This window comes from Alterinioella nitratireducens, assembly GCF_013155465.1.
Classification (GTDB): domain Bacteria; phylum Pseudomonadota; class Alphaproteobacteria; order Rhodobacterales; family Rhodobacteraceae; genus Alterinioella; species Alterinioella nitratireducens.
In genome coordinates this window covers 31,590-55,654 of sequence record NZ_JABJVX010000006.1, presented here as the reverse complement: position 1 = coordinate 55,654, position 24,065 = coordinate 31,590, and the positions used below count along the sequence as shown (strand labels likewise).

At 65.4% G+C, this 24,065-nt stretch carries 26 protein-coding genes; 15 read left to right on the top strand and 11 right to left on the bottom strand.

The window, feature by feature from the left end; all coding sequences use genetic code 11:
- Positions 1-66: 66 nt before the first annotated feature.
- Complete coding sequence (locus HNS34_RS11305) at positions 67-1,665, bottom strand: phosphoenolpyruvate carboxykinase (protein WP_172320178.1); 1,599 nt, start codon at positions 1,663-1,665, stop codon at positions 67-69.
- A gap of 313 nt (positions 1,666-1,978) precedes the next feature.
- Between HNS34_RS11305 and HNS34_RS11300 the strand changes: the two genes are divergently transcribed.
- From HNS34_RS11300 to HNS34_RS11270, 7 genes are read left to right on the top strand one after another with little or no spacing between them, the layout of a single operon-like run.
- On the top strand, positions 1,979-2,680 hold the full coding sequence (locus HNS34_RS11300) for a response regulator transcription factor (protein WP_172320177.1): 702 nt from the start codon (positions 1,979-1,981) through the stop codon (positions 2,678-2,680).
- On the top strand, positions 2,681-4,414 hold the full coding sequence (locus HNS34_RS11295) for a sensor histidine kinase (protein WP_172320176.1): 1,734 nt from the start codon (positions 2,681-2,683) through the stop codon (positions 4,412-4,414).
- A 5-nt stretch (positions 4,415-4,419) separates the two neighbouring features.
- Entirely contained in the window at positions 4,420-4,878 is a 459-nt protein-coding gene (locus HNS34_RS11290) for an HPr kinase/phosphorylase (RefSeq protein ID WP_328700516.1), read from the top strand.
- 3 nt (positions 4,879-4,881) lie between these two features.
- Positions 4,882-5,778 (top strand): RNase adapter RapZ, encoded by an 897-nt coding sequence (gene rapZ / locus HNS34_RS11285; protein WP_172320175.1) that lies wholly within the window; start codon positions 4,882-4,884, stop codon positions 5,776-5,778.
- An 18-nt stretch (positions 5,779-5,796) separates the two neighbouring features.
- Positions 5,797-6,189: a PTS sugar transporter subunit IIA gene (locus tag HNS34_RS11280; protein ID WP_172320174.1), complete on the top strand. Its 393-nt coding sequence runs from the start codon at positions 5,797-5,799 to the stop codon at positions 6,187-6,189.
- Positions 6,186-6,464, top strand: coding sequence for an HPr family phosphocarrier protein (locus HNS34_RS11275; RefSeq protein ID WP_172320173.1), 279 nt, complete (start codon positions 6,186-6,188; stop codon positions 6,462-6,464). Before HNS34_RS11280 ends, HNS34_RS11275 begins: the two co-directional genes overlap by 4 nt.
- A 37-nt stretch (positions 6,465-6,501) precedes the next feature.
- Positions 6,502-7,401, top strand: coding sequence for a lysophospholipid acyltransferase family protein (locus HNS34_RS11270; RefSeq protein WP_235952704.1), 900 nt, complete (start codon positions 6,502-6,504; stop codon positions 7,399-7,401).
- 96 nt (positions 7,402-7,497) lie between these two features.
- Here HNS34_RS11270 and HNS34_RS11265 read toward each other — a convergent pair whose 3' ends face one another.
- The gene (locus HNS34_RS11265; protein ID WP_172320171.1) at positions 7,498-8,373 is read right to left on the bottom strand and encodes a 3-hydroxybutyryl-CoA dehydrogenase; all 876 of its coding nucleotides are present in this window, start codon (positions 8,371-8,373) and stop codon (positions 7,498-7,500) included.
- A gap of 190 nt (positions 8,374-8,563) precedes the next feature.
- Here HNS34_RS11265 and HNS34_RS11260 point away from each other — a divergent pair, with 190 nt between their 5' ends.
- Entirely contained in the window at positions 8,564-9,379 is an 816-nt protein-coding gene (locus HNS34_RS11260) for a DUF6473 family protein (protein ID WP_172320170.1), read from the top strand.
- Between the two features lie 76 nt (positions 9,380-9,455).
- Here HNS34_RS11260 and HNS34_RS11255 read toward each other — a convergent pair whose 3' ends face one another.
- The gene (locus HNS34_RS11255) at positions 9,456-10,382 is read right to left on the bottom strand and encodes an electron transfer flavoprotein subunit alpha/FixB family protein (protein ID WP_172320169.1); all 927 of its coding nucleotides are present in this window, start codon (positions 10,380-10,382) and stop codon (positions 9,456-9,458) included.
- The gene (locus tag HNS34_RS11250; protein ID WP_172320168.1) at positions 10,383-11,141 is read right to left on the bottom strand and encodes an electron transfer flavoprotein subunit beta/FixA family protein; all 759 of its coding nucleotides are present in this window, start codon (positions 11,139-11,141) and stop codon (positions 10,383-10,385) included.
- Positions 11,142-11,355: 214 nt separating this feature from the next.
- On the opposite strand from HNS34_RS11250, the gene HNS34_RS11245 reads away from it, so the two are divergent.
- Both HNS34_RS11245 and HNS34_RS11240 read left to right on the top strand, forming a co-directional pair.
- Positions 11,356-11,715, top strand: coding sequence for a VOC family protein (locus tag HNS34_RS11245; protein WP_172320167.1), 360 nt, complete (start codon positions 11,356-11,358; stop codon positions 11,713-11,715).
- Positions 11,716-11,775: 60 nt separating this feature from the next.
- Complete coding sequence (locus HNS34_RS11240) at positions 11,776-12,591, top strand: AraC family transcriptional regulator (protein WP_172320166.1); 816 nt, start codon at positions 11,776-11,778, stop codon at positions 12,589-12,591.
- 6 nt (positions 12,592-12,597) lie between these two features.
- On the opposite strand, the gene trhA is transcribed toward HNS34_RS11240, so the two are convergent.
- From trhA to HNS34_RS11210, 6 genes are all read right to left on the bottom strand, one after another.
- On the bottom strand, positions 12,598-13,269 hold the full coding sequence (gene trhA, locus HNS34_RS11235; protein WP_235952703.1) for a PAQR family membrane homeostasis protein TrhA: 672 nt from the start codon (positions 13,267-13,269) through the stop codon (positions 12,598-12,600).
- A gap of 81 nt (positions 13,270-13,350) precedes the next feature.
- Positions 13,351-13,923, bottom strand: a complete 573-nt coding sequence (locus tag HNS34_RS11230; RefSeq protein WP_172320165.1) for a cob(I)yrinic acid a,c-diamide adenosyltransferase — start codon at positions 13,921-13,923, stop codon at positions 13,351-13,353.
- A 3-nt stretch (positions 13,924-13,926) separates the two neighbouring features.
- Positions 13,927-14,130: a twin transmembrane helix small protein gene (locus HNS34_RS11225; RefSeq protein WP_172320164.1), complete on the bottom strand. Its 204-nt coding sequence runs from the start codon at positions 14,128-14,130 to the stop codon at positions 13,927-13,929.
- Between the two features lie 23 nt (positions 14,131-14,153).
- On the bottom strand, positions 14,154-14,984 hold the full coding sequence (locus HNS34_RS11220) for an SDR family NAD(P)-dependent oxidoreductase (protein WP_328700515.1): 831 nt from the start codon (positions 14,982-14,984) through the stop codon (positions 14,154-14,156).
- Positions 14,985-15,051: 67 nt separating this feature from the next.
- The gene (locus tag HNS34_RS11215) at positions 15,052-15,621 is read right to left on the bottom strand and encodes an SH3 domain-containing protein (protein ID WP_172320162.1); all 570 of its coding nucleotides are present in this window, start codon (positions 15,619-15,621) and stop codon (positions 15,052-15,054) included.
- A 70-nt stretch (positions 15,622-15,691) separates the two neighbouring features.
- Positions 15,692-16,336 (bottom strand): SH3 domain-containing protein, encoded by a 645-nt coding sequence (locus HNS34_RS11210; protein WP_172320161.1) that lies wholly within the window; start codon positions 16,334-16,336, stop codon positions 15,692-15,694.
- A 245-nt stretch (positions 16,337-16,581) separates the two neighbouring features.
- Between HNS34_RS11210 and parC the strand changes: the two genes are divergently transcribed.
- From parC to tuf, 5 genes are all read left to right on the top strand, one after another.
- Positions 16,582-18,885 (top strand): DNA topoisomerase IV subunit A, encoded by a 2,304-nt coding sequence (gene parC / locus HNS34_RS11205; protein ID WP_407925859.1) that lies wholly within the window; start codon positions 16,582-16,584, stop codon positions 18,883-18,885.
- A gap of 8 nt (positions 18,886-18,893) precedes the next feature.
- Entirely contained in the window at positions 18,894-20,087 is a 1,194-nt protein-coding gene (locus tag HNS34_RS11200; RefSeq protein WP_172320159.1) for a DUF898 family protein, read from the top strand.
- On the top strand, positions 20,087-21,223 hold the full coding sequence (locus tag HNS34_RS11195) for a M48 family metallopeptidase (protein WP_172320158.1): 1,137 nt from the start codon (positions 20,087-20,089) through the stop codon (positions 21,221-21,223). Before HNS34_RS11200 ends, HNS34_RS11195 begins: the two co-directional genes overlap by 1 nt.
- 103 nt (positions 21,224-21,326) lie before the next feature.
- Positions 21,327-21,956 (top strand): hypothetical protein, encoded by a 630-nt coding sequence (locus HNS34_RS11190; RefSeq protein WP_235952702.1) that lies wholly within the window; start codon positions 21,327-21,329, stop codon positions 21,954-21,956.
- 116 nt (positions 21,957-22,072) lie between these two features.
- Entirely contained in the window at positions 22,073-23,248 is a 1,176-nt protein-coding gene (gene tuf, locus HNS34_RS11185) for an elongation factor Tu (RefSeq protein ID WP_172320139.1), read from the top strand.
- A 195-nt stretch (positions 23,249-23,443) separates the two neighbouring features.
- Here the strand turns inward: tuf and HNS34_RS11180 are convergent, their stop codons facing one another.
- Positions 23,444-24,049 (bottom strand): DedA family protein, encoded by a 606-nt coding sequence (locus tag HNS34_RS11180; protein ID WP_172320157.1) that lies wholly within the window; start codon positions 24,047-24,049, stop codon positions 23,444-23,446.
- Positions 24,050-24,065: the final 16 nt, after the last annotated feature.

The window sequence follows — 24,065 nt, the reverse complement described above, 5'->3', positions numbered from 1 at the left end:
TCGATATCGCGTCGGAGCCTTCGAAGGCTCTGGCGAGACTTTTCGAAAAGTCTCGCCCGCCTTGGGTCAGCTGATCGCGGCGGCCTTCACGTCATCGTCGATGAAGGGCACGTATTGGGCGAAGTTCTCGGCGAACATCGAGACCAGTTTCGCGGCCTGCCGGTCATAGGAGTCCGGCCTGTCCCAGGTCCGGCGCGGGTCCAGCAGCAGGTCGGCCACGCCGGGGCAGGCGGTGGGCACGTCGAAGCCGAAATTCTCGTCGCGGCGGAACGCGCCCTCGTTCAGCGTGCCATCCAGCGCCGCCGTCAGCAGCGACCGGGTCGCATGGATCGGCATCCGGCTGCCGGTGCCATAGGCCCCGCCCGTCCAGCCGGTATTGACCAGCCAGCAGGTCGCGCCATGCGCCGCGATCTTCTCGCGCAGGAGGTTGCCATAGACCTCGGGGCGGCGCGGCATGAAGGGGGCGCCGAAACAGGTCGAGAAGGTGGGCTCGGGCTCGGTCACGCCGCGTTCGGTGCCAGCGACCTTGGAGGTGAAGCCCGACAGGAAGTGATACATCGCCTGCGCGGGCGTCAGACGGGCGATGGGGGGCAGCACGCCGAACGCGTCGCAGGTCAGCATGATGATGTTGCGAGGGTGCCCGCCAAGCGCCGTCTCGGAGGCGTTGGAGATATAATCCAGCGGATAGGCGCAGCGCATGTTGGCGGTCAGGCTGTCATCGTCGAAATCCAGCGCCTTCGTGTGCGGATCGTGGATCATGTTCTCGATCACGGTGCCGAATTTGGATGTCGTGGCGAAGATCTCGGGCTCGGCCTCCTCGCGCAGGTTGATGGTCTTGGCGTAGCAGCCGCCCTCGAAATTGAAGATGCCGTCATCCGACCAGCCATGTTCGTCATCGCCGATCAGCACGCGGGCCGGATCGGCCGAGAGCGTGGTCTTGCCGGTGCCCGAGAGGCCGAAGAACACCGCCGCGTCCTCGGGGTCGCCCTCGGCATGGTTGGCCGAGCAATGCATCGCCATCACGCCCTTGCCGGGCAGGATGTAGTTGAGGAGGGTGAAGACCGATTTCTTGTTCTCGCCCGCGTAAGCCGTGCCGCCGATCAGGATCAGCTTACGCTCGAAATTGAGCGCGATCACCGTTTCCGAGCGGCAGCCGTGGCGGGCGGGATCGGCCAGGAAGCTGGGGCAGTTGATGATGGTGTATTCAGGCTCGAAGCTGTCCAGCTCCTCGACCGCGGGGCGGCGCAGCAGGTGGCGGATGAAGAGACCGTGCCAGGCCATCTCCGTCACCATGCGCACATCCAGCCGATGCGCGGGATCGGCGCCGCCATAGAGGTCCTGCACGAAATATTCGCCGCCCTTCATATGGGCCAGCATGTCGGCGTGCAGCCGGTCGAAGGCCTCGGGCTCCATCGGGGCGTTGTTGTCCCACCAGATCGTATCCTCGACACAGGCGCTGCGGACCACGAACTTGTCCCGCGGCGAGCGCCCGGTATGCTTGCCGGTGGTGGCCAGGAACGCACCGCCCTGGCCGAGCGTGCCTTCGCCCGCCTTCAGCGCGGCCTCGATCAGCGCGGGCTCCAGCAGGTTGTAGTGAACGGCCCCGAGGTCCGAAATGCCCTGGGTGTCCAGCGTCCGGGCCGGGTTCACGCGTCCTGAGATCATATGGCAAGCTCCTGCGCCAAGATGCGGCGTCTGGTGGGTTAATCCTGATGCGCAACCGGGGCGGACCGGCCCGCGACAGCCTTCCTATAACATGGCGATTTCGGCGGTGAACAGGACGCAAACGCACAGTTAGCGCAACCAAGTGTGACCTATTTCACGCTGTTAGGACCCCTTTAAGCCGGTTTGGGGAAAAATCGACCACACCCAATGAGGTGATTCGCAACTTAGAGATTGATTCTAAAGCCCGAAAACGGGACAATGGCCGAAACAAGTCAAAAATAAGACTAATCGGGCAGCATAAGGACACATCACAATGTCGAGGATCGCGCTTGTCGACGATGACAGGAATATCCTGACTTCCGTCTCCATGACACTGGAGGCCGAAGGCTTTGAAGTTGAAACCTACAATGACGGACAATCGGCGCTTGAGGCGTTCACCCGGCGGATGCCGGAACTGGCCGTTCTGGACATCAAGATGCCGCGCATGGACGGCATGGACCTGCTCCAGCGGTTGCGCCAGAAAAGCGCGGTGCCGGTCATTTTCCTGACCTCCAAGGATGATGAGATCGACGAGTTGATGGGCCTGCGCATGGGCGCCGACGATTACGTGCGCAAGCCGTTTTCGCAGCGCCTGCTGGTCGAACGCATCCGGTCCATCCTGCGGCGGCAGGAGGCGATCGCCTCGGATTCGGGCGACGCGCCCGAGGAAAGCCAGATCATGAGCCGCGGCCAGCTGACCATGGACCCGCTGCGCCACGCGGTGAAGTGGAAGGACAGGGATGTGTCGCTGACCGTCACGGAATTCCTGCTGTTGCAGGCTCTGGCGCAGCGCCCCGGTTTCGTCAAAAGCCGCGATCAGCTGATGGATGTGGCCTATGACGAGCAGGTCTATGTCGATGACCGCACCATCGACAGCCACATCAAGCGGCTGCGCAAGAAGATGCGCGAGGTTGACGGCGATTTCTCGGCGATCGAGACGCTCTATGGTATCGGCTACAGATATAACGAAGAGTAGATGACACTGGCCTCGGATATCGGCATGCAACCGACCAGACGCAGCGATCAGGGCTCCGAGATCGTGCTGGGCGAGGATTGGGACCGGCCCGCGGGGGCAGTCGAGTCCGAGCTGCGCGATGCCCGTGCCAAGCGCGGCTTCGTGGCGCTGCGTGGCTCGCCGCTGGCGCGCAAGATCCTGGTCTTCAACACCATCGCCCTTGTGGTGCTGGTGGGCGGCGTCCTCTTCGTCAATTCCTTCCGCGACAGCCTGGTGCTGCAACGCGAACGCGCGCTGGCGGTCGAGGCGCAGCTTGTCGCCGACATCTTCGAGGCCAGCCTGCCGCGCACGGCACCGGCCAACCTGGTCACCCGCGACGGGATCGACCCCGAGGAGGTTCTGGGCCGGATCGGCCTGGACCGGGGCCTGGATGTCTATGTCTACGCGCCCGATGCCAGCCTTGTGGCCTCCACCGACAGCATCGAGACCGCACAGGCCCCGCCCATCGAGGGCATTACCGACCCGAATTTCACCACCCAGCCGATCACGGATTTCCTGAACTGGTTCTGGGATGTCATCGCGGGCGCGCTGTCCTCGTCCGACACGACGCGTGAGCCTGTGTCGGCCCAGGACATGGCCGAGGCGATGATCGGCGAGGCGCTGGAGGGTGTCACCGTGCTGCGCGGCAGTGCCAGTCATCCGGGCGCGGTCTTTATCGCGGCAACCCCGATCGAGGGGCCGAATGGCATCGTCGGTGTCGTCACTGTCGCAACCGCGGCGGGTGAGATCGACCAGCTTGTGCGCGCCGAACGCGAACAGGTGCTGCAGATCTTCTTCGTGGCGCTTCTGGTCGCCATCGGGCTCAGCCTGCTGCTGGCCGCCAATATCGCCAATCCGCTGGCCGACCTGGCCGCCGCCGCCGAACTGGGCCGCGACAAGAACGCCCGCAAGATGAGCCCGACCCGCGTGCGCATTCCCGACCTGACGGGGCGCCCCGACGAGATCGGGCGTCTTTCGGGGGCGTTACGCGGAATGGTGGCGGCACTCTATGACCGGATCGACGGCAATGAACAGTTTGCCGCCGATGTCGCGCATGAAATCAAGAACCCGCTCGCCTCGTTGCGATCGGCCGTCGGCACCATGCATGTCGCGCGCACCGACGATCAGCGCAAGCGCCTCCTGGAGGTCATCGAACATGACGTGCGGCGGCTGGACCGGCTGGTCTCGGACATCTCCAACGCCTCGCGGCTCGACAGTGAGCTGGTGAAGGAGGAGGAGGAGGAGTTCGACCTGGTCCGGATGCTGACCAACCTGGCCGAATACAATGCCGAGGATGCGCGCGGGCGCGGGATCGAGTTCATCTCGGACCTGCCCGCCGAACCGATCCGTGTGCAGGGGCTTGAGGGGCGGCTGGCACAGGTCTTCGTCAACCTGATCACCAACGCGATCTCCTTCTGCGATACCGGCGATGCCGTGCGCATCTGGGCGCGGCAGCGCGACAACCGGGTGCTGGTCGTGGTCGAGGATACCGGGCCGGGCATTCCGGAAACCGCCCTGACAAAGGTGTTCAACCGTTTCTATTCGGAACGCCCGGTGCAGCAGTTCGGCGACCATTCCGGCCTCGGGCTGGCGATTTCCAAGCAGATCGTCGAGGCGCATGGCGGCGTCATCTGGGCCGAGAACATCCGCCCGACCGAGGCCGACATGACCTCGGACCCGCTGGGCGCGCGTTTCGTCGTCGGCCTGCCGCTTTAGGCCGGGTGTCTGACGCCGACTGGACCCGGCTTGCGGCCTTTCTTCACCGCAGCGAAGAGGGCGATTACCTGCGCGCCACCGGGGTGGCGATGGGGGATCGCGGGCTGGCGATCATCGGCGCCTCGGGCAGCGGCAAGTCCAGCCTCGCGCTGGAGATGATGGCGCGGGGGGCGCGGCTCATTTCGGATGACGGGCTGTGGCTGGACGGGGCGAACCGGATGCACCGGCCCCGGACCGCGCCCGCGATGATCGAGGCGCGGGGCATCGGGCTGCTGCAGGCCGAGCCGGTCGCCGGTGCCGCGCTGATCGCCGTGGTCGATCTGGACCGGGAGGAGCCCGACCGCCTGCCGCCCTGGCGCGTGACGGATGCCCCCGGCGGTCCCGTCGCGTTGATCCGTGGCAGGGCGCACCCTTGTCTGGGGCCCGCGCTCTGCCAATATCTGGCCCAGGGACGCGCGGAGTAGGCGATGACACAATCCAGCCAAGATGAAGAGGCGATGCGCATCGTCTTCGTCTCCGGGCCTTCGGGCGCGGGACGCTCGACCGCGATCCGGGCGCTGGAGGATCTGGGCTATGAGGCGATCGACAACCTGCCCCTGACCCTGCTGCCGCGCCTTCTGGACGGCCCGCCGCTGGCCCGGCCACTGGCGCTGGGCACAGATACGCGCAACCGGGACTATTCGGCGCAGGCGCTGATCGGGGCGGTGGACCGGCTGGCGGAAAACCCCACCTACCTGACCGACCTGGTCTACCTCGATTGTGACCCCGAGGTGCTGGTGCGGCGCTATTCCGAGACCCGGCGCCGTCATCCGCTGGCGCCCGAGGACCGCCCGATCCTGGGGATCGAACTGGAGCGCGACCTGCTGGCCCCGGTAAGGGCGCGGGCGGGGCTGTTGATCGACACCTCGACCATGAGCCCGCATGACCTGCGCGCCGAGATCCATCGCTGGTTCGCACCGGGCGGGCAACAGGCGCTGGCGCTGTCGATCCAGTCCTTCTCCTACAAGCGGGGGCTGCCCTCGGGGGCCGACCTCGTGCTGGATTGCCGGTTCCTGCGCAACCCCTATTGGGAACCCGCCCTGCGCGGCCTCGACGGGCGCGACCCGGCCGTGGTCGCCCATATCGCCGAGGATGCGCGCTTTGCGCCCTTCCTGACCCAGGTGACCGCGCTGGTTGAAACGCTGCTGCCCGCCTATCGCGATGAGGGAAAGGCGCATCTCTCCATCGCCTTCGGGTGTACCGGAGGGCAACACCGATCCGTCGCGATGGCCGAAAAGCTGGCCGCCCACCTTGCACAAGACGGTTGGCAGGTGTCTAAACGACATCGGGAGATCGAACGACGGGGGGCCGCGGGCCCCTTGTGAAACTTGGGATAAATCCAATTGATCGGTATCGTGATCGTGGCACATGGGGGCCTGGCGCGGGAGCTGCACAAGGCTGTCGAACATGTCGTCGGCCGCCAGGCGGGCATGTTGTCGATCTCGATCGGGGCCGATGACGATCGGAGCCGCCGCCAGCGCGAGATCTGCGACGCGGCGGATGCGGTGGACGAGGGCGACGGCGTGGTGGTGGTGACGGACATGTTCGGCGGCTCGCCCTCGAACCTGTCGCTGCGCGCCTGCCGGCCCTCCAATCGCAAGATCCTGACGGGGGTGAACCTGCCGATGCTGATCAAGCTGGCCAAATCGCGCAACCAGCCCGTGGGTCGCGCCGTCGAGATGGCCGCCGAGGCCGGGCGCCGCTACATCAACAGCTTCGACGGCAGCCCGGAATGAGCGGCCCCATTCGCCAGGAGTTGAAGATCGTCAACGTCAAGGGCCTGCATGCCCGCGCCTCGGCCAAATTCGTCGAGGCGGTCGAGGAACATGACGCAACGGCAACCGTCTACAAGGATGGGCTGAGTGCCGCCGGGGATTCGATCATGGGCCTTTTGATGTTGGCAGCATCGGTCGGAACCACTATTGAGGTCGAGATCAGCGGGCCGGAGGCGGCTGCGCTGGCCGAAGCCCTGGCCGCCCTTGTGGCAGACAAGTTCGGCGAAGGGATGTAGGGCGGCTCTCGGCAAAGGAATGAGGGGTTTCGTGGGATTGACGGATACCACAACGCCAAATGACCGGACCCAGGGCCCGGCGCAGGATCAGGGCTCGCCGGTTGTCTATGACCGCCGGTCGCTGACCTATGCCAACAGCTTCGACACGCCCCTGGTCCGCTTCGTGATCAACGCGATCGAGTGGATGACCGGCAAGATCACCATCATCCGCCGGGTCCGCGCCTTCGAGAACCTGGGCACCTTCAAGGGGCAGGCCTTCTGGCCCGCGACGATGCAGGTGATGGGGATCGAGTTGCAGACGCCGCAGCACCAATTGGACCGCATCCCCGCCACCGGGCCGGTGGTCTTCGTGGCCAACCATCCGCATGGGCTGGTCGATGGCATGATCCTGGCCGACCTGATCGGGCGGCGGCGCAACGATTACCGGATCCTGACCCGCTCGATCCTGACCGGCATCGACGAGAGTGCCGCCAGCTACATGATCCCGGTGCCTTTCCCGCACCAGCCCGACGCGCAGCGCGAGATGATCCGGATGCGCGGGCAATGTATGGAACACCTGGGCGAGGGCGGGTTGATCGCGCTGTTTCCCTCGGGCGTGGTGGCGACCTCGGAGACCATGTTCGGCCCCGTGATCGAGGCGGAATGGAATGTCTTCACCGCCAAGATGATCCGCAAATCGGGTGCCACCATCGTGCCGTGCTATTTCCAGGGCACCAATTCGCGCGCCTACCAGATCGCCAACCGCGTCTCGCCCGCGATCCGGCAGGGGTTGCTCCTGCACGAGGTGGTCAAGAGCTTCGACAAGCCGCAAGCCCCGATCATCGGCAAGCCGATCGGGCCGGAGGAATGGGAAGACCGCATCACCCATCCGCGCCAGTTCATGGCCTGGCTGCGTGAGCGCACGCTGTCCTTGAAGAGCGATCCCGATCGGGGGTGACGCCCGTGTGGTTTCGAATTGCCTTCGGCAATCCGACCGGTTGGGGGGCCAGCCCCCCAAACCCCCCCCGAAGTATTTTTACCAAAATGAAAGAGATCAGCGCGTCGGGACGGGCGTTTCGCCGCGATAGTCGTAGAAGCCGCGTTGCGTCTTGCGACCGAGCCAGCCGGCCTCGACATATTTGGTGAGCAGCGGGCAGGGGCGATACTTGGTGTCGGCCAGCCCCTCATGCAGAACGTTCATGATCGCAAGGCAGGTGTCCAGCCCGATGAAATCTGCCAGTTCCAGCGGCCCCATCGGGTGGTTTGCGCCCAGTTTCAGCGATTCGTCGATGGATTTGACGTTCCCGACCCCTTCATAGAGCGTGTAGACCGCCTCGTTGATCATCGGCATCAGGATGCGGTTGACGATGAAGGCGGGGAAGTCTTCCGCCGTGGCGGCGGTCTTGCCGAGGCGGTCGACGACCTCCTGGCAGGCCTTGAAGGTGGGCTCGTCGGTGGCGATGCCGCGGATCAGTTCGACCAGCTGCATCACGGGCACCGGGTTCATGAAGTGGAAGCCCATGAATTTCTCGGGCCGGTCGGTGCGGCTGGCGAGCCGGGTGATCGAGATCGAGGAGGTGTTCGAGGTCAGGATCGTGTTGGGCTTGAGATGCGGCAGAAGGTCTTCGAAAATCGCCTGCTTGACGGTTTCGCGTTCGGTCGCGGCCTCGATGATCAGGTCGCAGCGCCCCAGGTCGGTCAGCGTCAGCGTGGTGGTGATGCGGTCGAGGGCGGCGTCGCGGTCTGCCTGGCTGACCTTCTCGCGGCTGACCTGGCGATCCAGGTTACGCCCGATCAGGGCCATGGCGGCATCCAGGCTTTCCTGGGAAATGTCAGTCATCACAACATCATAGCCTGCAAGCGAGCAGACATGCGCGATGCCGTTGCCCATCTGGCCCGCGCCGACGATACCGATTGATTGAATGCTCATGTCCTGCTGCCTCCGGGCGCTTTCTGGGCCGTCATCTGGGCGCACTCTAGGCGCGGGGGGCGGGGCCATACAAGGCGAAAGACCCGCGCGGATTGTGCGAAAAAACCGCACAACTTGTCGCTTTAGCCAATTGGCAACCGGGGCTTTGCAATCTGGGTCCGGGTGAGTCGAAACATGGTGGGTGAACCATATGAGCTATGCACAACTGGGCAGGGATGCCCTGGACTATCAGCCGTGCCAGTATCCGGGGTCGCCGATGACCTTCCGGGGGCCGAAATGCGATCTGGAGGAGCCCTATATCCTCTGTCTTGGCGGGTCCGAGACCTTTGGCAAGTTCTCGACCGACCCGTTTCCGGACCGGTTGGGGGACCGGTTGGGGCGGCGGGTCGTGAACATGGGGGCGATGAATGCGGGGGTCGATCTGTTCCTGCACGATGCGGCGGTGAAGGCGGCGATAGGCCGGGCGCAGGCCGTGGTGCTGCAGGTGCCGGGTGCCGCCAACATGTCGAACCGGTTCTTCACGGTGCATCCGCGCCGCAACGACCGGTTCCTGAAGGCTTCGACCATGATGCGCACGATCTTCCGCGAGGTCGATTTCACCGAGTTCCATTTCACGCGCCACATGCTCAGCGCGCTCAAGGCGCGGTCCGCCGACCGGTTCGCAGTCGTGGTCGAGGAGTTGCGCGCGGCCTGGGTCGCCCGCATGGCGCAACTGATCGAGCGGAGCCCGGTGCCGGTGCATCTGCTGTGGCTGTCGCATCGCGCGCCCTCGGATGAGGTGATGGCGGAGTTGGGATATGACCCCCTCTTCGTCACCGCGACCATGCTGGACGAGGTGGCCCCGCTGGCCGACAGCCTCAGCGTGGCGGTCTGGGAGGATGACGGCCGCGCGCCCGAAGACCGCGGGCTGTCCTTCGGCAGGGGCGAGGAGGCGGCGGCCAGCGTGATGCCGGGGCCCGCCGATCATGAGCGGGTCAGCCAGGTGTTGGCGGAGCTTCTGGGATAAAGAAAAAAGGCCCGTCCGTTAGCCGGGCGGGCCTTCGTTTCATGCGGTAGGGCGGGGTCCCTTCCCGCCACGCCGGTTACAGTTTCTCGGTCAGTTCCGGCACCGCGGTGAAGAGGTCGGCGACCAGTCCGTAATCGGCGACCTGGAAGATCGGTGCCTCTTCGTCCTTGTTGATCGCGACGATCACCTTGCTGTCCTTCATGCCCGCGAGGTGCTGGATCGCGCCGGAGATGCCGACCGCGACGTAGAGATCGGGGGCGACGACCTTGCCGGTCTGCCCGACCTGCCAGTCGTTCGGCGCGTAGCCGGAATCGACCGCCGCGCGGGAGGCCCCGACAGCGGCGCCGAGCTTGTCGGCCAGCTTCTCGATCAGAGCGAAGTCTTCCTCCGAGCCGACACCGCGCCCGCCCGAGACCACCACACCGGCGGAGGTCAGTTCGGGGCGGTCGCTTGCCGCCACCTTGTCCTCGACCCATTCGGAGAGGCCGGGGTTTTCCGCCGCGCCGATGGTCTCGATCGTGGCCGAGCCGCCATCGCCTGCGGCATCAAAGGTGGAGGTCCGGATCGTGATGACCTTTTTCGCATCCGAGGATTTCACCGTCTGGATCGCGTTGCCGGCATAGATCGGGCGTTCGAACGTGTCGGCGTCGACAACGCCGGAGGCATCCGAGATCACCATCACATCCAGAAGCGCCGCGACACGCGGCATCACGTTCTTCGCATCCGTGGTGGCGGGCGCGACGATGTGGTCGTAATCGCCCGCGAGGCTCACGATCAGGGCGGCGGTGGATTCGGCCAGGCGGTGGCCGAGCGAGGCATCCTCGGCGACCAGCACCTTGGAAATACCGTCGATCTTGGCCGCGGCCTCACCTGCCGCGGCGGCAGACGCCCCGCAGCAGAGCGCGGTCACATCGCCCAGTTTCACCGCCGCGGTGACGGCCTTGGCGGTGGCGTCCAGCGCCAGTTCGCCATTGGTAACTTCTGCCAGAAGAAGAACAGACATTCAGACAACCCCCGCTTCTTTGAGTTTCGCAACCAGTTCATCGACCGATCCGACGATTTCCCCGGCCTTGCGCGCCTCGGGCTCGGCGGTCTTGACCACCTCTAGGCGCGGCGTGACATCGACGCCGTAATCGGCGGCGGTTTTCTCGTCCAGCGGCTTCTTCTTCGCCTTCATGATGTTGGGCAGGGACGCATAGCGCGGCTCGTTCAGGCGCAAATCGACGGTGACGATGGTGGGCATCTTGACCTTGATGGTCTGCAGGCCCCCATCCACTTCGCGCGTGACCTTGGCGTGGTCGCCCTCGATGTCAAGTTCGGAGGCGAAGGTGCCCTGGGACCAGCCCAGAAGGGCCGCCAGCATCTGGCCGGTCGCGTTCATGTCATTGTCGATGGCCTGCTTGCCGCAAAGGACCAGGCCGGGCTGTTCCTCATCCACGATGGCCTTGAGGATCTTGGCAACCGCCAGCGGCTCGATATCCTGATGCACATCGTCGGCGGCGATGACCAGGATGGCGCGGTCCGCGCCCATGGCCAGCGCGGTGCGCAGGGTTTCCTGGCTCTGCTTTACGCCGATGGAGACGGCGACGACCTCTTCCGCGGCGCCTTTTTCGCGCAGGCGGATGGCCTCTTCGACGGCAATCTCGTCAAACGGGTTCATCGACATCTTCACATTGGCAAGATCGACCCCGCTGCCATCCGCCTTGACGCGAACCTTCACGTTGTAGTCGATCACGCGTTTGACGGGCACAAGCACCTTCATCGCAACGTCTCTCCTCTTGTGTATCTTCGCCGCGGGGGGTGGCCCCAGGGCGATCTCATCCCTTGCGTGTTATCGTTTCCGCGGCCCCCGCAACAGGGCAAAATCGACGCGTCCCGGCGAAAGGACGCCGCGTTTTTTTCATTTTCGGGCGACAGAGCCGGGAAATCGCCCCGGCCATGTTAGGATGGTGCCGGATTTCAGGGAAGGAAACGGCATGGAGAAAGTGCTTGGATTCGGCGGGTTCTTCTTTCGGGCGGAGGATCCGGGGGCGCTGGCGGGCTGGTATCGCGATCACCTGGGGGTGGACCCTGTGCCGGGCGATGAAACCGGCAGCCCCTGGATGACCGAGGCCGGGGCGACCGTGTTCGCGCCCTTTGCCGCCGACACGGACTATTTCGCCCCAGACAAGTCCTTCATGCTGAATTTCCGGGTCCGCGATCTGGATGCGATGATCGAGCAGTTGGAACGGGCGGGCATCGATATCTACAACCGTCAGGAGATGGAGGGCATCGGCCGGTTTGCGCATCTGCGCGACCCCGAGGGCAATCCGATCGAGGTGTGGGAGCCCGCGTGACGCGCAAGAACGGTCAGGCGGGCGCGCCGCGCGTTGCGTAACCTGGGGCTCATGACTGGAATGACGCATAGGGATATCGTGGTGGAGACGCTCTGGCGGGTGGAAATCACCCGTGCCGAGCGGCCCGATCTGGACCGGCTGGCCAGGGCCGCCGGGGTCAGCCGCTTTCACCTGACCCGAGCGTTCAGCCTGCGCACCGGGTGGTCGCTCATGGCCTATGTCCGCGCACGACGGCTGAGCGAGGCCGCATTGCAGATGCGGGCGGGCGCGAGCGTGACCGAGGCGGCATTGGACGCAGGGTATGACAGTGTCGAGGCGTTCTCCCGCGCCTTCCGGTCCTTCTTTGGCGGCCCGCCAAGCGTGCTTGGCCCCGCCCTGACAGACGACCAGCTACAGGAGGCCATCGACATGACGACCAGCAGCAAGACATTGCCCGAACCGCGCATCGTGGACATGCCCGCGCGCAAGGTCCACGGGCTCTCGGGGCGCTACAGCCCCGCCGACCGCGCCCGCATCCCCGCGCAATGGCAACGCTTCGCCGATGGATGGGGCGAGCAGATTGAACGGCAGGAGAGTTTTGGCATCTGCTACGAATTCGACGAGGAGGGTGGCTTTGCCTATTTCTGCGGCGTCGCGGATGTGGCCGACGAGACCGGCCTTGAGACGCTGCACCTGCCTGCCGGACGCTATGCCTGTTTCGATCATGCGGGCCATGTCTCGACCATCTCGGACACCTGGGCCGCGATCTTCGAAAGTTGGGCGCCGCAGGCCGGAAACGAGATCGGCGGGGGGCCGGAGATCGAGCATTACAGCGCCGATTTCGAGCCCGAGAAGCCGGGGAACGTGGCGGTGTGCATTCCCCTTAAACCTGCGTGAACGGCCCTACGCGGCGCGGCTGATCAGTTCCACGATGACCGCGCCGTAACACAGCCCTGTTGCGGCCAGCACGAAGACATGCCAGATCGTGTTGTGATGCGGCAGGCGCTGCCACAGTAGGAACGGCACCCCGATCGTGTAGAGCAGCCCGCCGATGAGCAGCAGCAGGAAGCTGGCGCCGCTGACGAGGCTGACCAGCGGCCCGCCCCAGATCGCCCCCGCCCATCCAAGCGCCAGATAGAGCCCGGTGCTGAGCGGTTTCAGCCAGAGCGGCCCGAACAGGATCAGCGACGCGCCGGCCAGCGCCACGCCCCAGATGCCCGCCAGAAGCAGCCAGGCCTGTGACCCGGTCAGGGCCACCAGCGGCGTGTAGGTGCCCGCGATCTTGAGGTAGATCGCGGATTGGTCGAGGCGGCGCAGCCGGTCCTTCCAGGCGGGTTTCGGGATCATGTTGTAAAGTGCCGAGCAGGTCAGCATCGCCAGCAGGCAGGCCCCGTAAATGGCAATCGCGGTCAGCGTGCCCGCATCGCCCGCCCAGATCGCGGCCAGAACGATCAGCACCGGCACCGCGACCACGGCAATGGCGATACCCGAGACATGGATCGCCGCATCCGAGAAATACTCGGCGCGGGAATAGACGGGGGGATGACGCTGCAAGACCATGGGGCCGCCTTTCATGAGTGGGCTCCAAGCCTAGGGTGCCTTGGTTAAGAAACCTATATGCCGCCGAGGGTTACGTTACGGAAGCACACGTAAAGCTTACCGGTTCGCGCCCGGTTGCCAGAGGATGTCAGCCCGGCCCTGGTCATTCGCCACCCGCGCCGCGACGAAGAACCAGTCCGACAGCCGGTTGAGGAACTTGACCGCCGCCGGGTTGACCTCCTCGATGCCGCTCAACTCCACCGCCAGCCGCTCGGCCCGCCGTGCGACGGTGCGGCACAGATGCAGATGCGCGCTGGCCGGTGTTCCGCCAGGCAGGATGAAGCTGCGCAGCGGCTCAAGCCCCCCATTCATCGCGTCTATCTCGCGCTCCAGCCGGTCGATCTGGGCCGGGTCCAGCCGCAAGGGCGGATATTCGGCCTCGGCATCCTTCTCCATCTCGGGGCGGCAGAGATCCGCGCCGAGATCGAAGAGGTCGTTCTGGATCGCGGCCAATTGACCGGCCATCTCGCCCTCGGCATGAAGACGGGCCAGCCCGACGGTCGCGTTCAATTCATCCACCGTGCCATAGGCGGTGACGCGGGGGGAATGTTTCGCGACCCGATCGCCATTGCCGAGCGCGGTGTCGCCGCCATCGCCGGTGCGGGTGTAGATCTTGTTCAGGACAACCATGGCTTACCCTCCCGAGTTGCGGATATAGACAAAGGCGGCAATCAGCATCACCGCCACGAATTGCGCGGCGATGCGCCAGCGCATGATCTTGTTGGCGTTGCGCCTGTTGAATTCGCCGCCGCGCCGGAAGGTGCCGATCCCGAAGAGCAGGATGATCGCGACGGCGACGGTGGCGATCAGCGCCAGGATGAAGAAGAGCGTTTCCATTTCGGTTCCTTTCGGGCCTGATGTCACCCGTGGGCGATGACCCAATCCATCAGACGGGTGGGCAGGATGCGCTTGAGCGCGCCCAGGGCATAGGTCGGCGTGGTCACATGGTAATGCGCGCGGGGGCGGCGGGCCTCCAGCGCGTGGATCAGCTTGACCACGACCGCATTGGCGGGCAGCTCGAACGGGGCCGGTTTGTCGCTTTCGCCCTCGAAGCGCGGGATCAGCCAGTCGCGGTATTGATCGGCGCGGGCCGAGCTTTCCCAGTCGATCCAGGCCTCGAACTGCTTTTGCGAATTGGCGCGGAACCGCGAGGTGACGGGGCCGGGCTGGATCGTGCTGACATGGATGGGCGTGCCGCGCATCTCGATGCGCAGCGTGTCGGTCAGCCCCTCCAGCGCGTGTTTCGTGGCCACATAGGCCCCGCGCCAGCGCAGGGGCACGAAGCCCAGGACCGACGAATTCTGCACGATGCGCCCGTGCCCCTGCGCCCGCATGACCGGGATGACGCGGCGGGTGAGGTCGTGCCAGCCGAAGAAATTGCTCTCGAAGATCGCGCGCAGCCCGTCCATCGGCAGGTCTTCCACCGCCGCGGGCATGCCGTAGGCGCCGTTGTTGAACAGCGCATCCAGCCTGCCGCCGGTCTGCTCCAACGCCCAGGCAAGTCCCGCCTCGATGCTGGCGGAATCGGTGTAATCCAGCACCCCCGCCGTCAGCCCTTCGCTGCGCAGGCGGCCGGTATCTTCCGCCTTGCGACAGGTGGCCAGCACCTGCCAGCCGCGCGCCTGCATGGCGTGGGCACAGGCATAGCCGATGCCAGACGAACATCCGGTGATGAGAACGCTGCGTGTCACGTGCCTGGCCCTTCTTTCCCGCCCGCCGCCATCAGTTAGGGCAGGGCAGGGGCGAGGGCAAGCGGCCTCAGGGCGCGGCGGCCTGCAGGAAGCGCGTGGCCATGAAACCCGTCTGCCCCGTCTCGACGATTTCGATCCGGCTCCAGCCATTGCCCATATCCTCGATCCGGCGGGCTTGCGCGCCGTGCGGGGCGGTGCCCAGAACGACGGCCTCCGCCGAGGGGCGGGCGCGCAAGTTCACGGCATTGCCCGCAACCTCGAAGAGGGACGCGTCGGGCCCGGGCTGTTCTGCGGATGCGGCCAAACGGCTGCGGATCAGGGCGTTGCGGGCGGCGATCTCGACGGCCAGCGCGGCGGGGTCGGGCGCGGCCACGCGGATGACGCCTGCGCCCAGGTCGCCGGGACTGAGGCGCATCGCGATGGGGATGACCTCGCCCGAGGCGGTGGTGATCGACATTTGCGGGTCAGGTGAGGGGCGGGTGATCGGCGCGGCGGCCTCAAGGGCCGGGGATGGCGCGGCGATGGCGGGCGCGGGCGCATGGCGCGCGGCGGCGGCAGTCTCGTCATCATTCGGATCGCCCGGAATGGTGGCACCGAGGCCGACGATCATGGAAGCGGCGATCGTGATGCGTATCATGGCGGGGTCCTCCGGGTCTGTTATGTAAACAAAACCGATGTGACCCCTTTGGGTTCCCGATTATTATTGCTCAGGGCGCGCGGGTGGTCAGGAAAGCCGAAGACATGTAGCCCTCCTGCCCGGTTTCCAGGATGCGGATACGGGTCCAGCCGGTGGCCAGCGCCTCCAGCCGTTCGGCGGCCATTCCGTAGTTCATGTACCCGACCGCCGGGTAATAGGTCGAGGGGCCGGAGCGCAGGTTGATATAGGCCCCGGTCGCATAGACGACATCTGGCGGCAGCTCCGGGTCGGCGGCAGCGCGGGTGACGGCGGCGACGGCGTCCCGAGCGCGGGCATTGGCCTCTTCCAGGCGGCGGGCCTCGGCGTGGCGGTCATCGGCCTCGATCCGGATCAGGCTGTCGCGGATCATGCCGGGGGGCACTTCGGCCGCGATGCGGATCACCTCGCCGTCGGCGGTGGTGATGGTCAGCAGGTCGTCATTGGCGTCGCTTTCCTCCCGGCGCATCGTCTCGGACAGGAACGCGCCAAGGGCGGCGGTGGGCCGGACCGGCGGTCTGGCCCGGGCCTGGGGCTGCGAGGCGGGCGGCGCTTGCGTGCCATAGACCAGCGCGCTGCTTGTGTCCGCGGGCAAGGTGGCGCGCGGGCTGGTATCGGGCAGCGCGACCAACGCGCCGAATCCGGCGAGCGCAATCAGGAACAGGGACAGGCGCAGCATCGTCTTGGGCGGCCCCCTCGTGGCGATGGCAAATGGTTAACGGATGGAAGTGTTACCGCACCTTGCCGCGCGCACGAAATTTTGCCTGCGATTTCCGACGTCTCGACAACAATCATGCGAATCTGCCCGGATTGTTGCCACACTTTCGCAAAATCCGGGCCAAGCCCCGCGAATCACTTTTTCCACGCCGACCGCCAGAGGCCGCTTTACCCTCCCGCGAAATGTGCAGTATCACCATGGCCATAATGAACGAGCAGTCAGACCAACACGACCCCCGCGAGACATCGGAGCCGCTGAGCCGCGCCATTGGCGCGCGCTATCTGCAATATGCGCTGTCCACGATCATGCACCGTGCCCTGCCGGATGCCCGCGACGGGATGAAGCCGGTGCATCGCCGCATCCTCTACGCGATGCGGGAATTGCGCCTGTCCTCGACGGGCGGCTTCCGCAAATCGGCCAAGATCTCGGGCGACGTGATGGGCAATTACCACCCTCATGGCGACGCCGCGATCTATGACGCGATGGCGCGGCTGGCGCAGGATTTCACCATCCGCTACCCGCTGGTCGACGGGCAGGGCAATTTCGGCAATATCGACGGCGACAACCCGGCGGCTTCGCGCTACACCGAGGCCCGCATGACCGCAATCTCCGAGGCCCTGATGGAGGGGCTGGCCGAGAACGCCGTGGATTTCCGCGACAATTACGACGGCACCCTGCGCGAACCCGAGGTGCTGCCCGCCGCCCTGCCGAACCTCTTGGCCAACGGGTCTAGCGGTATCGCGGTCGGCATGGCCACCAACATCCCGCCGCATAACCTGGACGAACTCATTGCCGCCTCGCTGCACCTGATCAAGACGCCGGATGCGCGTGACGACACGCTGCTGAACTATATCGAAGGGCCCGATTTCCCCACCGGCGGCGTCATCGTCGAGCCGCCCGAGAGCATGGCCCAGACCTACCGCACGGGACGCGGCGCCTTCCGCCTGCGCGCGAAATGGGAGGTCGAGGAGCTTGGCCGCGGCCAATGGCAGATCGTGGTGACGGAAATTCCCTATCAGGTCGCCAAGTCCAAGCTGATCGAGAAGATCGCCGAACTGATCCAGACCAAGAAGATCCCCATCCTCGCCGATGTGCGGGATGAAAGCGCCGATGACATCCGCATCGTGCTTGAGCCGCGATCGAAGACCGTGGACAAGGATCTGCTGATGGGGATGCTCTACCGCAATTCCGATCTGGAGACGCGGTTTTCGCTCAACATGAATGTGCTCATCGACGGGCGCACGCCCAAGGTGTGTTCGCTGAAAGAGGTTCTTCGCGCCTTCCTCGACCATCGCCGCGACGTGCTGTTGCGCCGCTCGCAGCACCGGATGGACAAGATCGACCACCGGCTGGAGGTGCTGGAAGGCTTCATCATCACCTTCCTCAACCTCGACCGCGTGATCGACATCATCCGCTATGATGACGACCCCAAGGCCGCGCTGATGCGCGAGGAATGGGGGCGGGACCATATCCGCGCCACCTCGGAGGCCGATTATGTCACGCCGCGCCCCGGCGAGGGCGAGCTGACCGAGGTGCAGACCGAGGCGATCCTCAACATGCGCCTGCGCAGCTTGCGGCGGCTGGAGGAGATGGAGCTGCTGAAGGAGCAGGCCGCGCTGATGGAGGAACGCGCGGGGCTGGAGGATCTGCTGGCCAGCGAGGCCGTGCAATGGGACAGGATTTCCAGCGAATTGCGCGAGGTCCGCAAGCAGTTCGGCAAGGGCACGGATTTCGGGCGTCGCCGCACGCAATTCGCCATCGCGGGCGAGGTCGAGGATGTGCCGCTTGAGGCGATGATCGAGCGCGAGCCGATCACCGTCGTCTGCTCGAAAATGGGCTGGATCCGGGCCATGAAGGGCCATGTCGACCTGTCCCAGCCGCTGAAATTCAAGGATGGCGACGAAGGCCGCTTCCAGTTCCACGCCGAAACGACCGACAAGCTGCTGATGTTCGGCAATAATGGCAGGTTTTATACCATTGCCGCCACAAATTTGCCCGGAGGCCGCGGTATGGGTGAGCCTGTCCGCCTGATGGTGGACATGCCCAACGAGGTCGAGATCGTGGATTTGCAGATTTATTCACCCGGCACGAAACTGATGGTGGCCTCGACGGCCGGCGACGGTTTCATCGTGGCCGAGGATGATGTCGTCGCGCAGACCCGCGCAGGCAAACAGGTGCTGAATGTGAAGGGCGATGTGAAGGCGTCGGTCTGCACGAAAATCCGCCCCGGCGACGATCATGTCGCCTGTGTCGGCGAAAACCGCAAGGTTCTCGTCTTTCCCTTGTCCGAGATGCCGGAACTGGCACGCGGCAAGGGGGTGCGCCTGCAAAAATACAAGGATGGGGGCCTGTCAGACGCCCGCAGCTTTGCTCTGTCCGAAGGCCTCAGCTGGCACGATCCAGCGGGCCGGACCCGGACCGAGGCCGATTTGACCGAGTGGATGGGCAAGAGAGCCGCCACGGGGCGCATGGCGCCACGGGGTTTCCCACGCGACAATCGGTTTACATGAAGGTCTGAATGAGCACTGTAAAAACGGATTTCGGCGGCGACAGGGGCGATCTCTTCGCCCTCATGCTGCGCACCTCTTTCCTGACCGTCATCACGCTCGGGATCTACCGCTTCTGGCGCCTGACCAAGCTGCGACGCTGGTACTGGTCCTCGATCCGGCCGGGCGGGATCCCTCTGGAATATACCGGCACGCCGCAGGAAAAGCTGATGGGCTTCTTCGTCGCCGTGATCGTGCTGGCCCTCTATATCTCGCTCTTCAACCTTGCCGGGCTGTTCGTCGCCTTCAACATGGCCGATAACGACATCTCCTACATGACCTACGCCATCGGGGCCGCCCCGCTGGCCCTGGTCCCCGTCATCTTCGCGGCGCGCTATCGCGCCCGGCGCTATATCCTGTCGCGCTCCACCTGGCTCGGCATTCGCTTCGGCATGGACCCCGGTGCCTGGGGCTATGCCTGGCGCGCCTGCATGTATTGGCTGCTGGCGATCCTCTCGCTCGGCCTGCTCTGGCCGCTGATGACCTTCCAGATGGAGCGCTACCTGACCGACCGCAGCTATTACGGCACCGCGAAATTCCGCCAGCACGGCAATCCCTTCATGCTCTACCCGCTGGCGATCCCCTTCTACGTGCTCGGCGCGGCCATCGTCGGCGTGCTGGTGCTGATCGCGGGTGAGACCGACGAGGCCACGATCGGCTGGTATATCATCCTGATCGTCGTTCTGTCGGTGCTGCTGGTTCTGTCGGGCTTCTATTTCCGCATCGCCTCGCTGCGCGCCATGGCCGGGTTGAAGGAACTTGGCGACGGCATGGAATTCGGGATCGAGCCGCGCACCGGCAAACTGCTGCGTATCCATATCTTCGGCAACCTGATCTCGGGTTTCCTGATCAGCTTTGTCTCGCCGGTGATCCTGGGCCTCGTGGTGGGCTTCCTCTACCTGATCGGGCGCGTCGATGCGGGCGCGATCACCAACCCGCCCCCAAACCTGGCGGCCTTTCTCGGCGCGCTGACCTGGCTGACGGTCTTCATCCTCTACGGTGTCTTCCGGCAGGTTTTCGTGACCTACCCCACGGTCCGCCACGTCGCCGCGACCCTTGAGCTTGAAGAACCCGCGGTGTTGCAGGGCATCCGCCAGCGCGACGTGGACAGAAACCGGGAGGCCGGCGGCTTTGCCGAGGCCCTCGATGTAGGAGCGGCATTCTGATGGCGACCATGACCCCCCAACGCGACGCGAAATTCGCCGCCAAGCTGGCCCTGGCCTATGGCGAGATCCTCGACGGCATCCGCCCCGCCCTGCAACGGGTGTCGCTGCGCCTGTCGGGCGATGGCGGCACGCTGGAGCTGCGCAACACCGCCACGAACACCACCGAGATCTGGCAGCTGGACGGCCTGCGTCTGGTGCCCGACCAGGCCCGGACCGACGCGCTGGTGCTGGCCCATCAGGGCTCGGGCGATGCGCGGCTGATCCTTCGCGACCACGAGGCGATCCGCGCCTTGCTGGCGGCCTGCCCGAACCTGCCCGATCTGGGAAGCGGGCGAGGCAGCCTGGGCAAGCTCCTGGCGCTCGGCACCGCGGCGGTCGCTTCCATCGCGCTCATTCTCTTCGTTCTCATCCCCTACATGGCCGATCGTGGCACCGACCTGATCCCGCCCGAGGCCGAGGTTGCCTTTGGCCGCACCACCTTTGAAAGCCTGTCCGAGACGATGGAGTTCCGCGAATGCAAATCGCTGGAGGGCGACGCCGCGCTGGCGCAGATGCAGGCGCGGATCACGGACGGCCTGGATCTGGCCTGGCCCTTGCAGATTCGCGTGATCGACAACCCCGCCATCAACGCCTTCGCCCTGCCGGGCGGCCAGGTCGCCATCTATCGCGGGCTGATCGACGCCGCCGAGACGCCCGAGGAAGTGGCCGCCGTGCTGGCGCATGAGATCGGCCATGTCGTCAATCGCGACGGCACCCGCAGCATGATCCGCTCGATGGGGTCGTTCGGGATCGTCGGGCTGCTTTTCGGCGATGCGGTCGGCATGTCGGCGGCGGCGGGCGTCAGCCAGCGCCTGATCTCCTCGGCGCATAGCCGCGAGGCCGAGATCGCCGCCGATGCCTTTGCCCACCGGCAACTGACCCGCGCGGGCCTGCCGCCCTCGGCGATGGGCGACATGTTCGCCCGCATGCAGGCGCAGGGCCTGGGCGAGGATATGGGAGTCTTCCGGCACATCTCCTCGCATCCCGAACTGCGGGACCGGATCGAGGCGGCGATGCAGGCCGATACCGGCGCCGCGAATGGCGCGCCGGTGATCAGCAGCGCAGGGTGGGCCGCGTTACAGGCGATCTGCATCTAGGCCACGGGTTTTCGCCGATCATCCACCCGTGACCCGCACCGCAATTGCGCCCCGGCCCCGGCTTTGTTAACGAAGACGGGCTGCCAACCTCCGGAGGAGCTTCATGCGCGCCCTGACCCGTCTTGCCACCCTTGGTCTTGTCCTGATTCTGGGGGCCTGTGCCGCAAGCGACCCGCTTGAGGAAGACCTGCCCGACATGGGCGATTTCCGCCTCGCCTACAACATTGTCGTGGCCGACAACATGCAGCAGGTGCCGCCCTCGCGCAACGCCACCGGCGAGGAATGGATCGAGGTGCTGACCGCCGAGATCGACCGCCGCTTCGGCGGGTATGAGGGGGAGCGGCTCTATCACATCGCGATCCATGTCGATGCCTATTCGCTGGCCGTGCCGGGTATCCCCGTGGTGCTGTCGCCCAAGTCGATCCTGGTGATCTCGGCCAATGTCTGGGACGATGAATTGCAGGCCAAGCTGCATGAGGAGCCGCGCCAGTTGACCATCTTCGAAGGCGCATCGGCGCAATCCATCATCGGCTCGGGCCTGACCCGCTCGCGCGAGGAACAGATGCAGGTGCTGGCCCGCAATGCCGCGCGCCGGGTGCAGCTGTGGATGCTGGAAAACCCCGAATGGTTCTCGATCGAAGAGGACACCGCAGCCGCCAATGCCGCGGCGCTCGCTGCCGAGGTCGAGGCCATCGAACAGCCGCCCGAGGACCTGCCGCCGGAATTGCAGTAAAGCGGGCGTTTTGGCCCATCTTGCCCTTGATTTTCCCAAGCCTTCTCGTGTAACGAGCGCGCGATATTGTAACCGGGCCCGGCACGGGCCCCTCGGAAGACAAGGCACCAGAATCCATGGGCAAGGAAAAGTTTGACCGTAGTAAACCGCATGTGAACATCGGCACGATTGGCCATGTTGACCACGGCAAGACGACCCTGACGGCTGCGATCACGAAGTATTTCGGCGATTTTCAGGCCTATGACCAGATCGACGGCGCGCCCGAGGAGAAGGCCCGCGGGATCACCATCTCGACCGCGCATGTCGAGTATGAGACCGACGCGCGCCACTACGCGCATGTCGACTGCCCCGGCCACGCCGACTACGTCAAGAACATGATCACCGGTGCCGCCCAGATGGACGGCGCGATCCTGGTGGTGAACGCCGCCGACGGGCCGATGCCGCAGACGCGCGAGCACATCTTGCTCGGTCGCCAGGTCGGCATCCCCTACATGGTCGTCTACATGAACAAGGTCGATCAGGTCGATGACGAGGAGCTGCTGGAGCTGGTCGAGATGGAGATCCGCGAGCTGCTGAGCTCCTACGAGTATCCCGGCGACGACATCCCGATCATTCCGGGCTCGGCGCTGGCCGCCCTTGAGGGCCGTGACGAGGAGATCGGCGAGAAGTCGATCCGCGCCCTGATGGCGGCTGTCGATGAGTATATCCCGACGCCCGAGCGCGCCGTGGACCAGCCCTTCCTGATGCCGATCGAGGACGTGTTCTCGATCTCGGGCCGCGGCACCGTGGTCACGGGCCGTGTCGAGCGGGGCGTGATCAATGTGGGCGACGAGATCGAGATCGTCGGCATCCGCGACACCAAGAAGACGACCTGCACCGGCGTGGAAATGTTCCGCAAGCTGCTGGATCGCGGTGAAGCGGGCGACAATATCGGCGCGCTCCTGCGCGGTATCGACCGTGAGGGTGTCGAGCGTGGCCAGGTGCTGTGCAAGCCGAAATCGGTGACGCCGCACACCAAGTTCGAGGCCGAGGCCTACATCCTGACCAAGGAAGAGGGTGGCCGTCATACGCCGTTCTTCGCCAACTACCGCCCGCAATTCTACTTCCGGACCACGGACGTGACCGGCACGGTGGAACTGCCGAGCGGCACCGAGATGGTGATGCCGGGCGACAACCTGAAGTTCGAGGTCGAGCTGATCGCGCCGATCGCGATGGAACAGGGCCTGCGCTTCGCCATCCGCGAAGGTGGCCGGACGGTTGGCGCCGGCGTCGTCAGCAAAATCATCGACTGATACCGCAACTGCGGTGTCAGGGTGGGTGGCAGACGCTCTGAAAGAGCGATGAGAACCCACTCCGGTTGAGAATTGGAAAGGCCGCTCCGAACCGGGGCGGCCTTTTTCCGTGCTATCGTTGCAAAGACTGATCCGGCCCCCGAATCCCAAGGACCGCGCAGGGCGGGACTCACCCCGCCAAACCCTCTCGAAATTTCACTCCGCTTCCCCCGCTTCATAGCTCCACACCCGCCAGAGATACCAACTCACCAGCCCCACCACCACGGCGGTGGAGATCGGGTTGAGCCAGCCTGCGACCCTCTCATACTGGCTCTCCAGTACATAGCCTGCGCCGAGCAGCACGCAGTTCCAGGCCAGCGATCCGCCGGTGCTGTAGGCCAGGAACCGGCCCCAGCCCATGCCCGCGATCCCGGCGGGGACCGAGATCAGCGTGCGCACACCGGGGATGAGCCGCCCGAACGCCACCGCCGCCGCCCCGTGGCGGTCGAACCAGCCTTGTGCGCGCGCCACATCCGCCGGGGTCAGCGTCAGCCAGCGTCCGTGCCGGCGCGCGAGCCGCTTCAGCCGCTCCGCCCCGATCCTGAGGCCGATCCAGTACCACAGCACCGCGCCTGCGACGGCCCCCGCCGTTCCCGCCAGCAAGGTCAGGGTCAGGGACATCTCGCCGCGTGCCACGAGGAAGCCCGCCAGCGGCATGACGATCTCGGAGGGGATCGGCGGAAAGACATTTTCCAGCAGCATCATCAGGCCGACGCCAAGCGCGCCAATCGCGTTGATCACCGCCGTTATCCAGTCGAACATGCGTACCCTCCGCTTG

Excerpts from the sequence above, each read along its gene's own strand:
- HNS34_RS11305 (WP_172320178.1), bottom strand. The coding sequence starts at position 1,665 with ATGATCTCAGGACGCGTGAACCCGGCCCGGACGCTGGACACCCAGGGC.
- HNS34_RS11300 (WP_172320177.1), top strand. The coding sequence starts at position 1,979 with ATGTCGAGGATCGCGCTTGTCGACGATGACAGGAATATCCTGACTTCC.
- HNS34_RS11295 (WP_172320176.1), top strand. The coding sequence starts at position 2,681 with ATGACACTGGCCTCGGATATCGGCATGCAACCGACCAGACGCAGCGAT.
- rapZ (WP_172320175.1), top strand. The coding sequence starts at position 4,882 with ATGACACAATCCAGCCAAGATGAAGAGGCGATGCGCATCGTCTTCGTC.
- HNS34_RS11275 (WP_172320173.1), top strand. The coding sequence starts at position 6,186 with ATGAGCGGCCCCATTCGCCAGGAGTTGAAGATCGTCAACGTCAAGGGC.
- HNS34_RS11265 (WP_172320171.1), bottom strand. The coding sequence starts at position 8,373 with ATGAGCATTCAATCAATCGGTATCGTCGGCGCGGGCCAGATGGGCAAC.
- HNS34_RS11260 (WP_172320170.1), top strand. The coding sequence starts at position 8,564 with ATGAGCTATGCACAACTGGGCAGGGATGCCCTGGACTATCAGCCGTGC.
- HNS34_RS11255 (WP_172320169.1), bottom strand. The coding sequence starts at position 10,382 with ATGTCTGTTCTTCTTCTGGCAGAAGTTACCAATGGCGAACTGGCGCTG.
- HNS34_RS11250 (WP_172320168.1), bottom strand. The coding sequence starts at position 11,141 with ATGAAGGTGCTTGTGCCCGTCAAACGCGTGATCGACTACAACGTGAAG.
- HNS34_RS11245 (WP_172320167.1), top strand. The coding sequence starts at position 11,356 with ATGGAGAAAGTGCTTGGATTCGGCGGGTTCTTCTTTCGGGCGGAGGAT.
- HNS34_RS11240 (WP_172320166.1), top strand. The coding sequence starts at position 11,776 with ATGACGCATAGGGATATCGTGGTGGAGACGCTCTGGCGGGTGGAAATC.
- trhA (WP_235952703.1), bottom strand. The coding sequence starts at position 13,269 with ATGAAAGGCGGCCCCATGGTCTTGCAGCGTCATCCCCCCGTCTATTCC.
- HNS34_RS11230 (WP_172320165.1), bottom strand. The coding sequence starts at position 13,923 with ATGGTTGTCCTGAACAAGATCTACACCCGCACCGGCGATGGCGGCGAC.
- HNS34_RS11225 (WP_172320164.1), bottom strand. The coding sequence starts at position 14,130 with ATGGAAACGCTCTTCTTCATCCTGGCGCTGATCGCCACCGTCGCCGTC.
- HNS34_RS11215 (WP_172320162.1), bottom strand. The coding sequence starts at position 15,621 with ATGATACGCATCACGATCGCCGCTTCCATGATCGTCGGCCTCGGTGCC.
- HNS34_RS11210 (WP_172320161.1), bottom strand. The coding sequence starts at position 16,336 with ATGCTGCGCCTGTCCCTGTTCCTGATTGCGCTCGCCGGATTCGGCGCG.
- parC (WP_407925859.1), top strand. The coding sequence starts at position 16,582 with ATGAACGAGCAGTCAGACCAACACGACCCCCGCGAGACATCGGAGCCG.
- HNS34_RS11200 (WP_172320159.1), top strand. The coding sequence starts at position 18,894 with ATGAGCACTGTAAAAACGGATTTCGGCGGCGACAGGGGCGATCTCTTC.
- HNS34_RS11195 (WP_172320158.1), top strand. The coding sequence starts at position 20,087 with ATGGCGACCATGACCCCCCAACGCGACGCGAAATTCGCCGCCAAGCTG.
- HNS34_RS11190 (WP_235952702.1), top strand. The coding sequence starts at position 21,327 with ATGCGCGCCCTGACCCGTCTTGCCACCCTTGGTCTTGTCCTGATTCTG.
- tuf (WP_172320139.1), top strand. The coding sequence starts at position 22,073 with ATGGGCAAGGAAAAGTTTGACCGTAGTAAACCGCATGTGAACATCGGC.
- HNS34_RS11180 (WP_172320157.1), bottom strand. The coding sequence starts at position 24,049 with ATGTTCGACTGGATAACGGCGGTGATCAACGCGATTGGCGCGCTTGGC.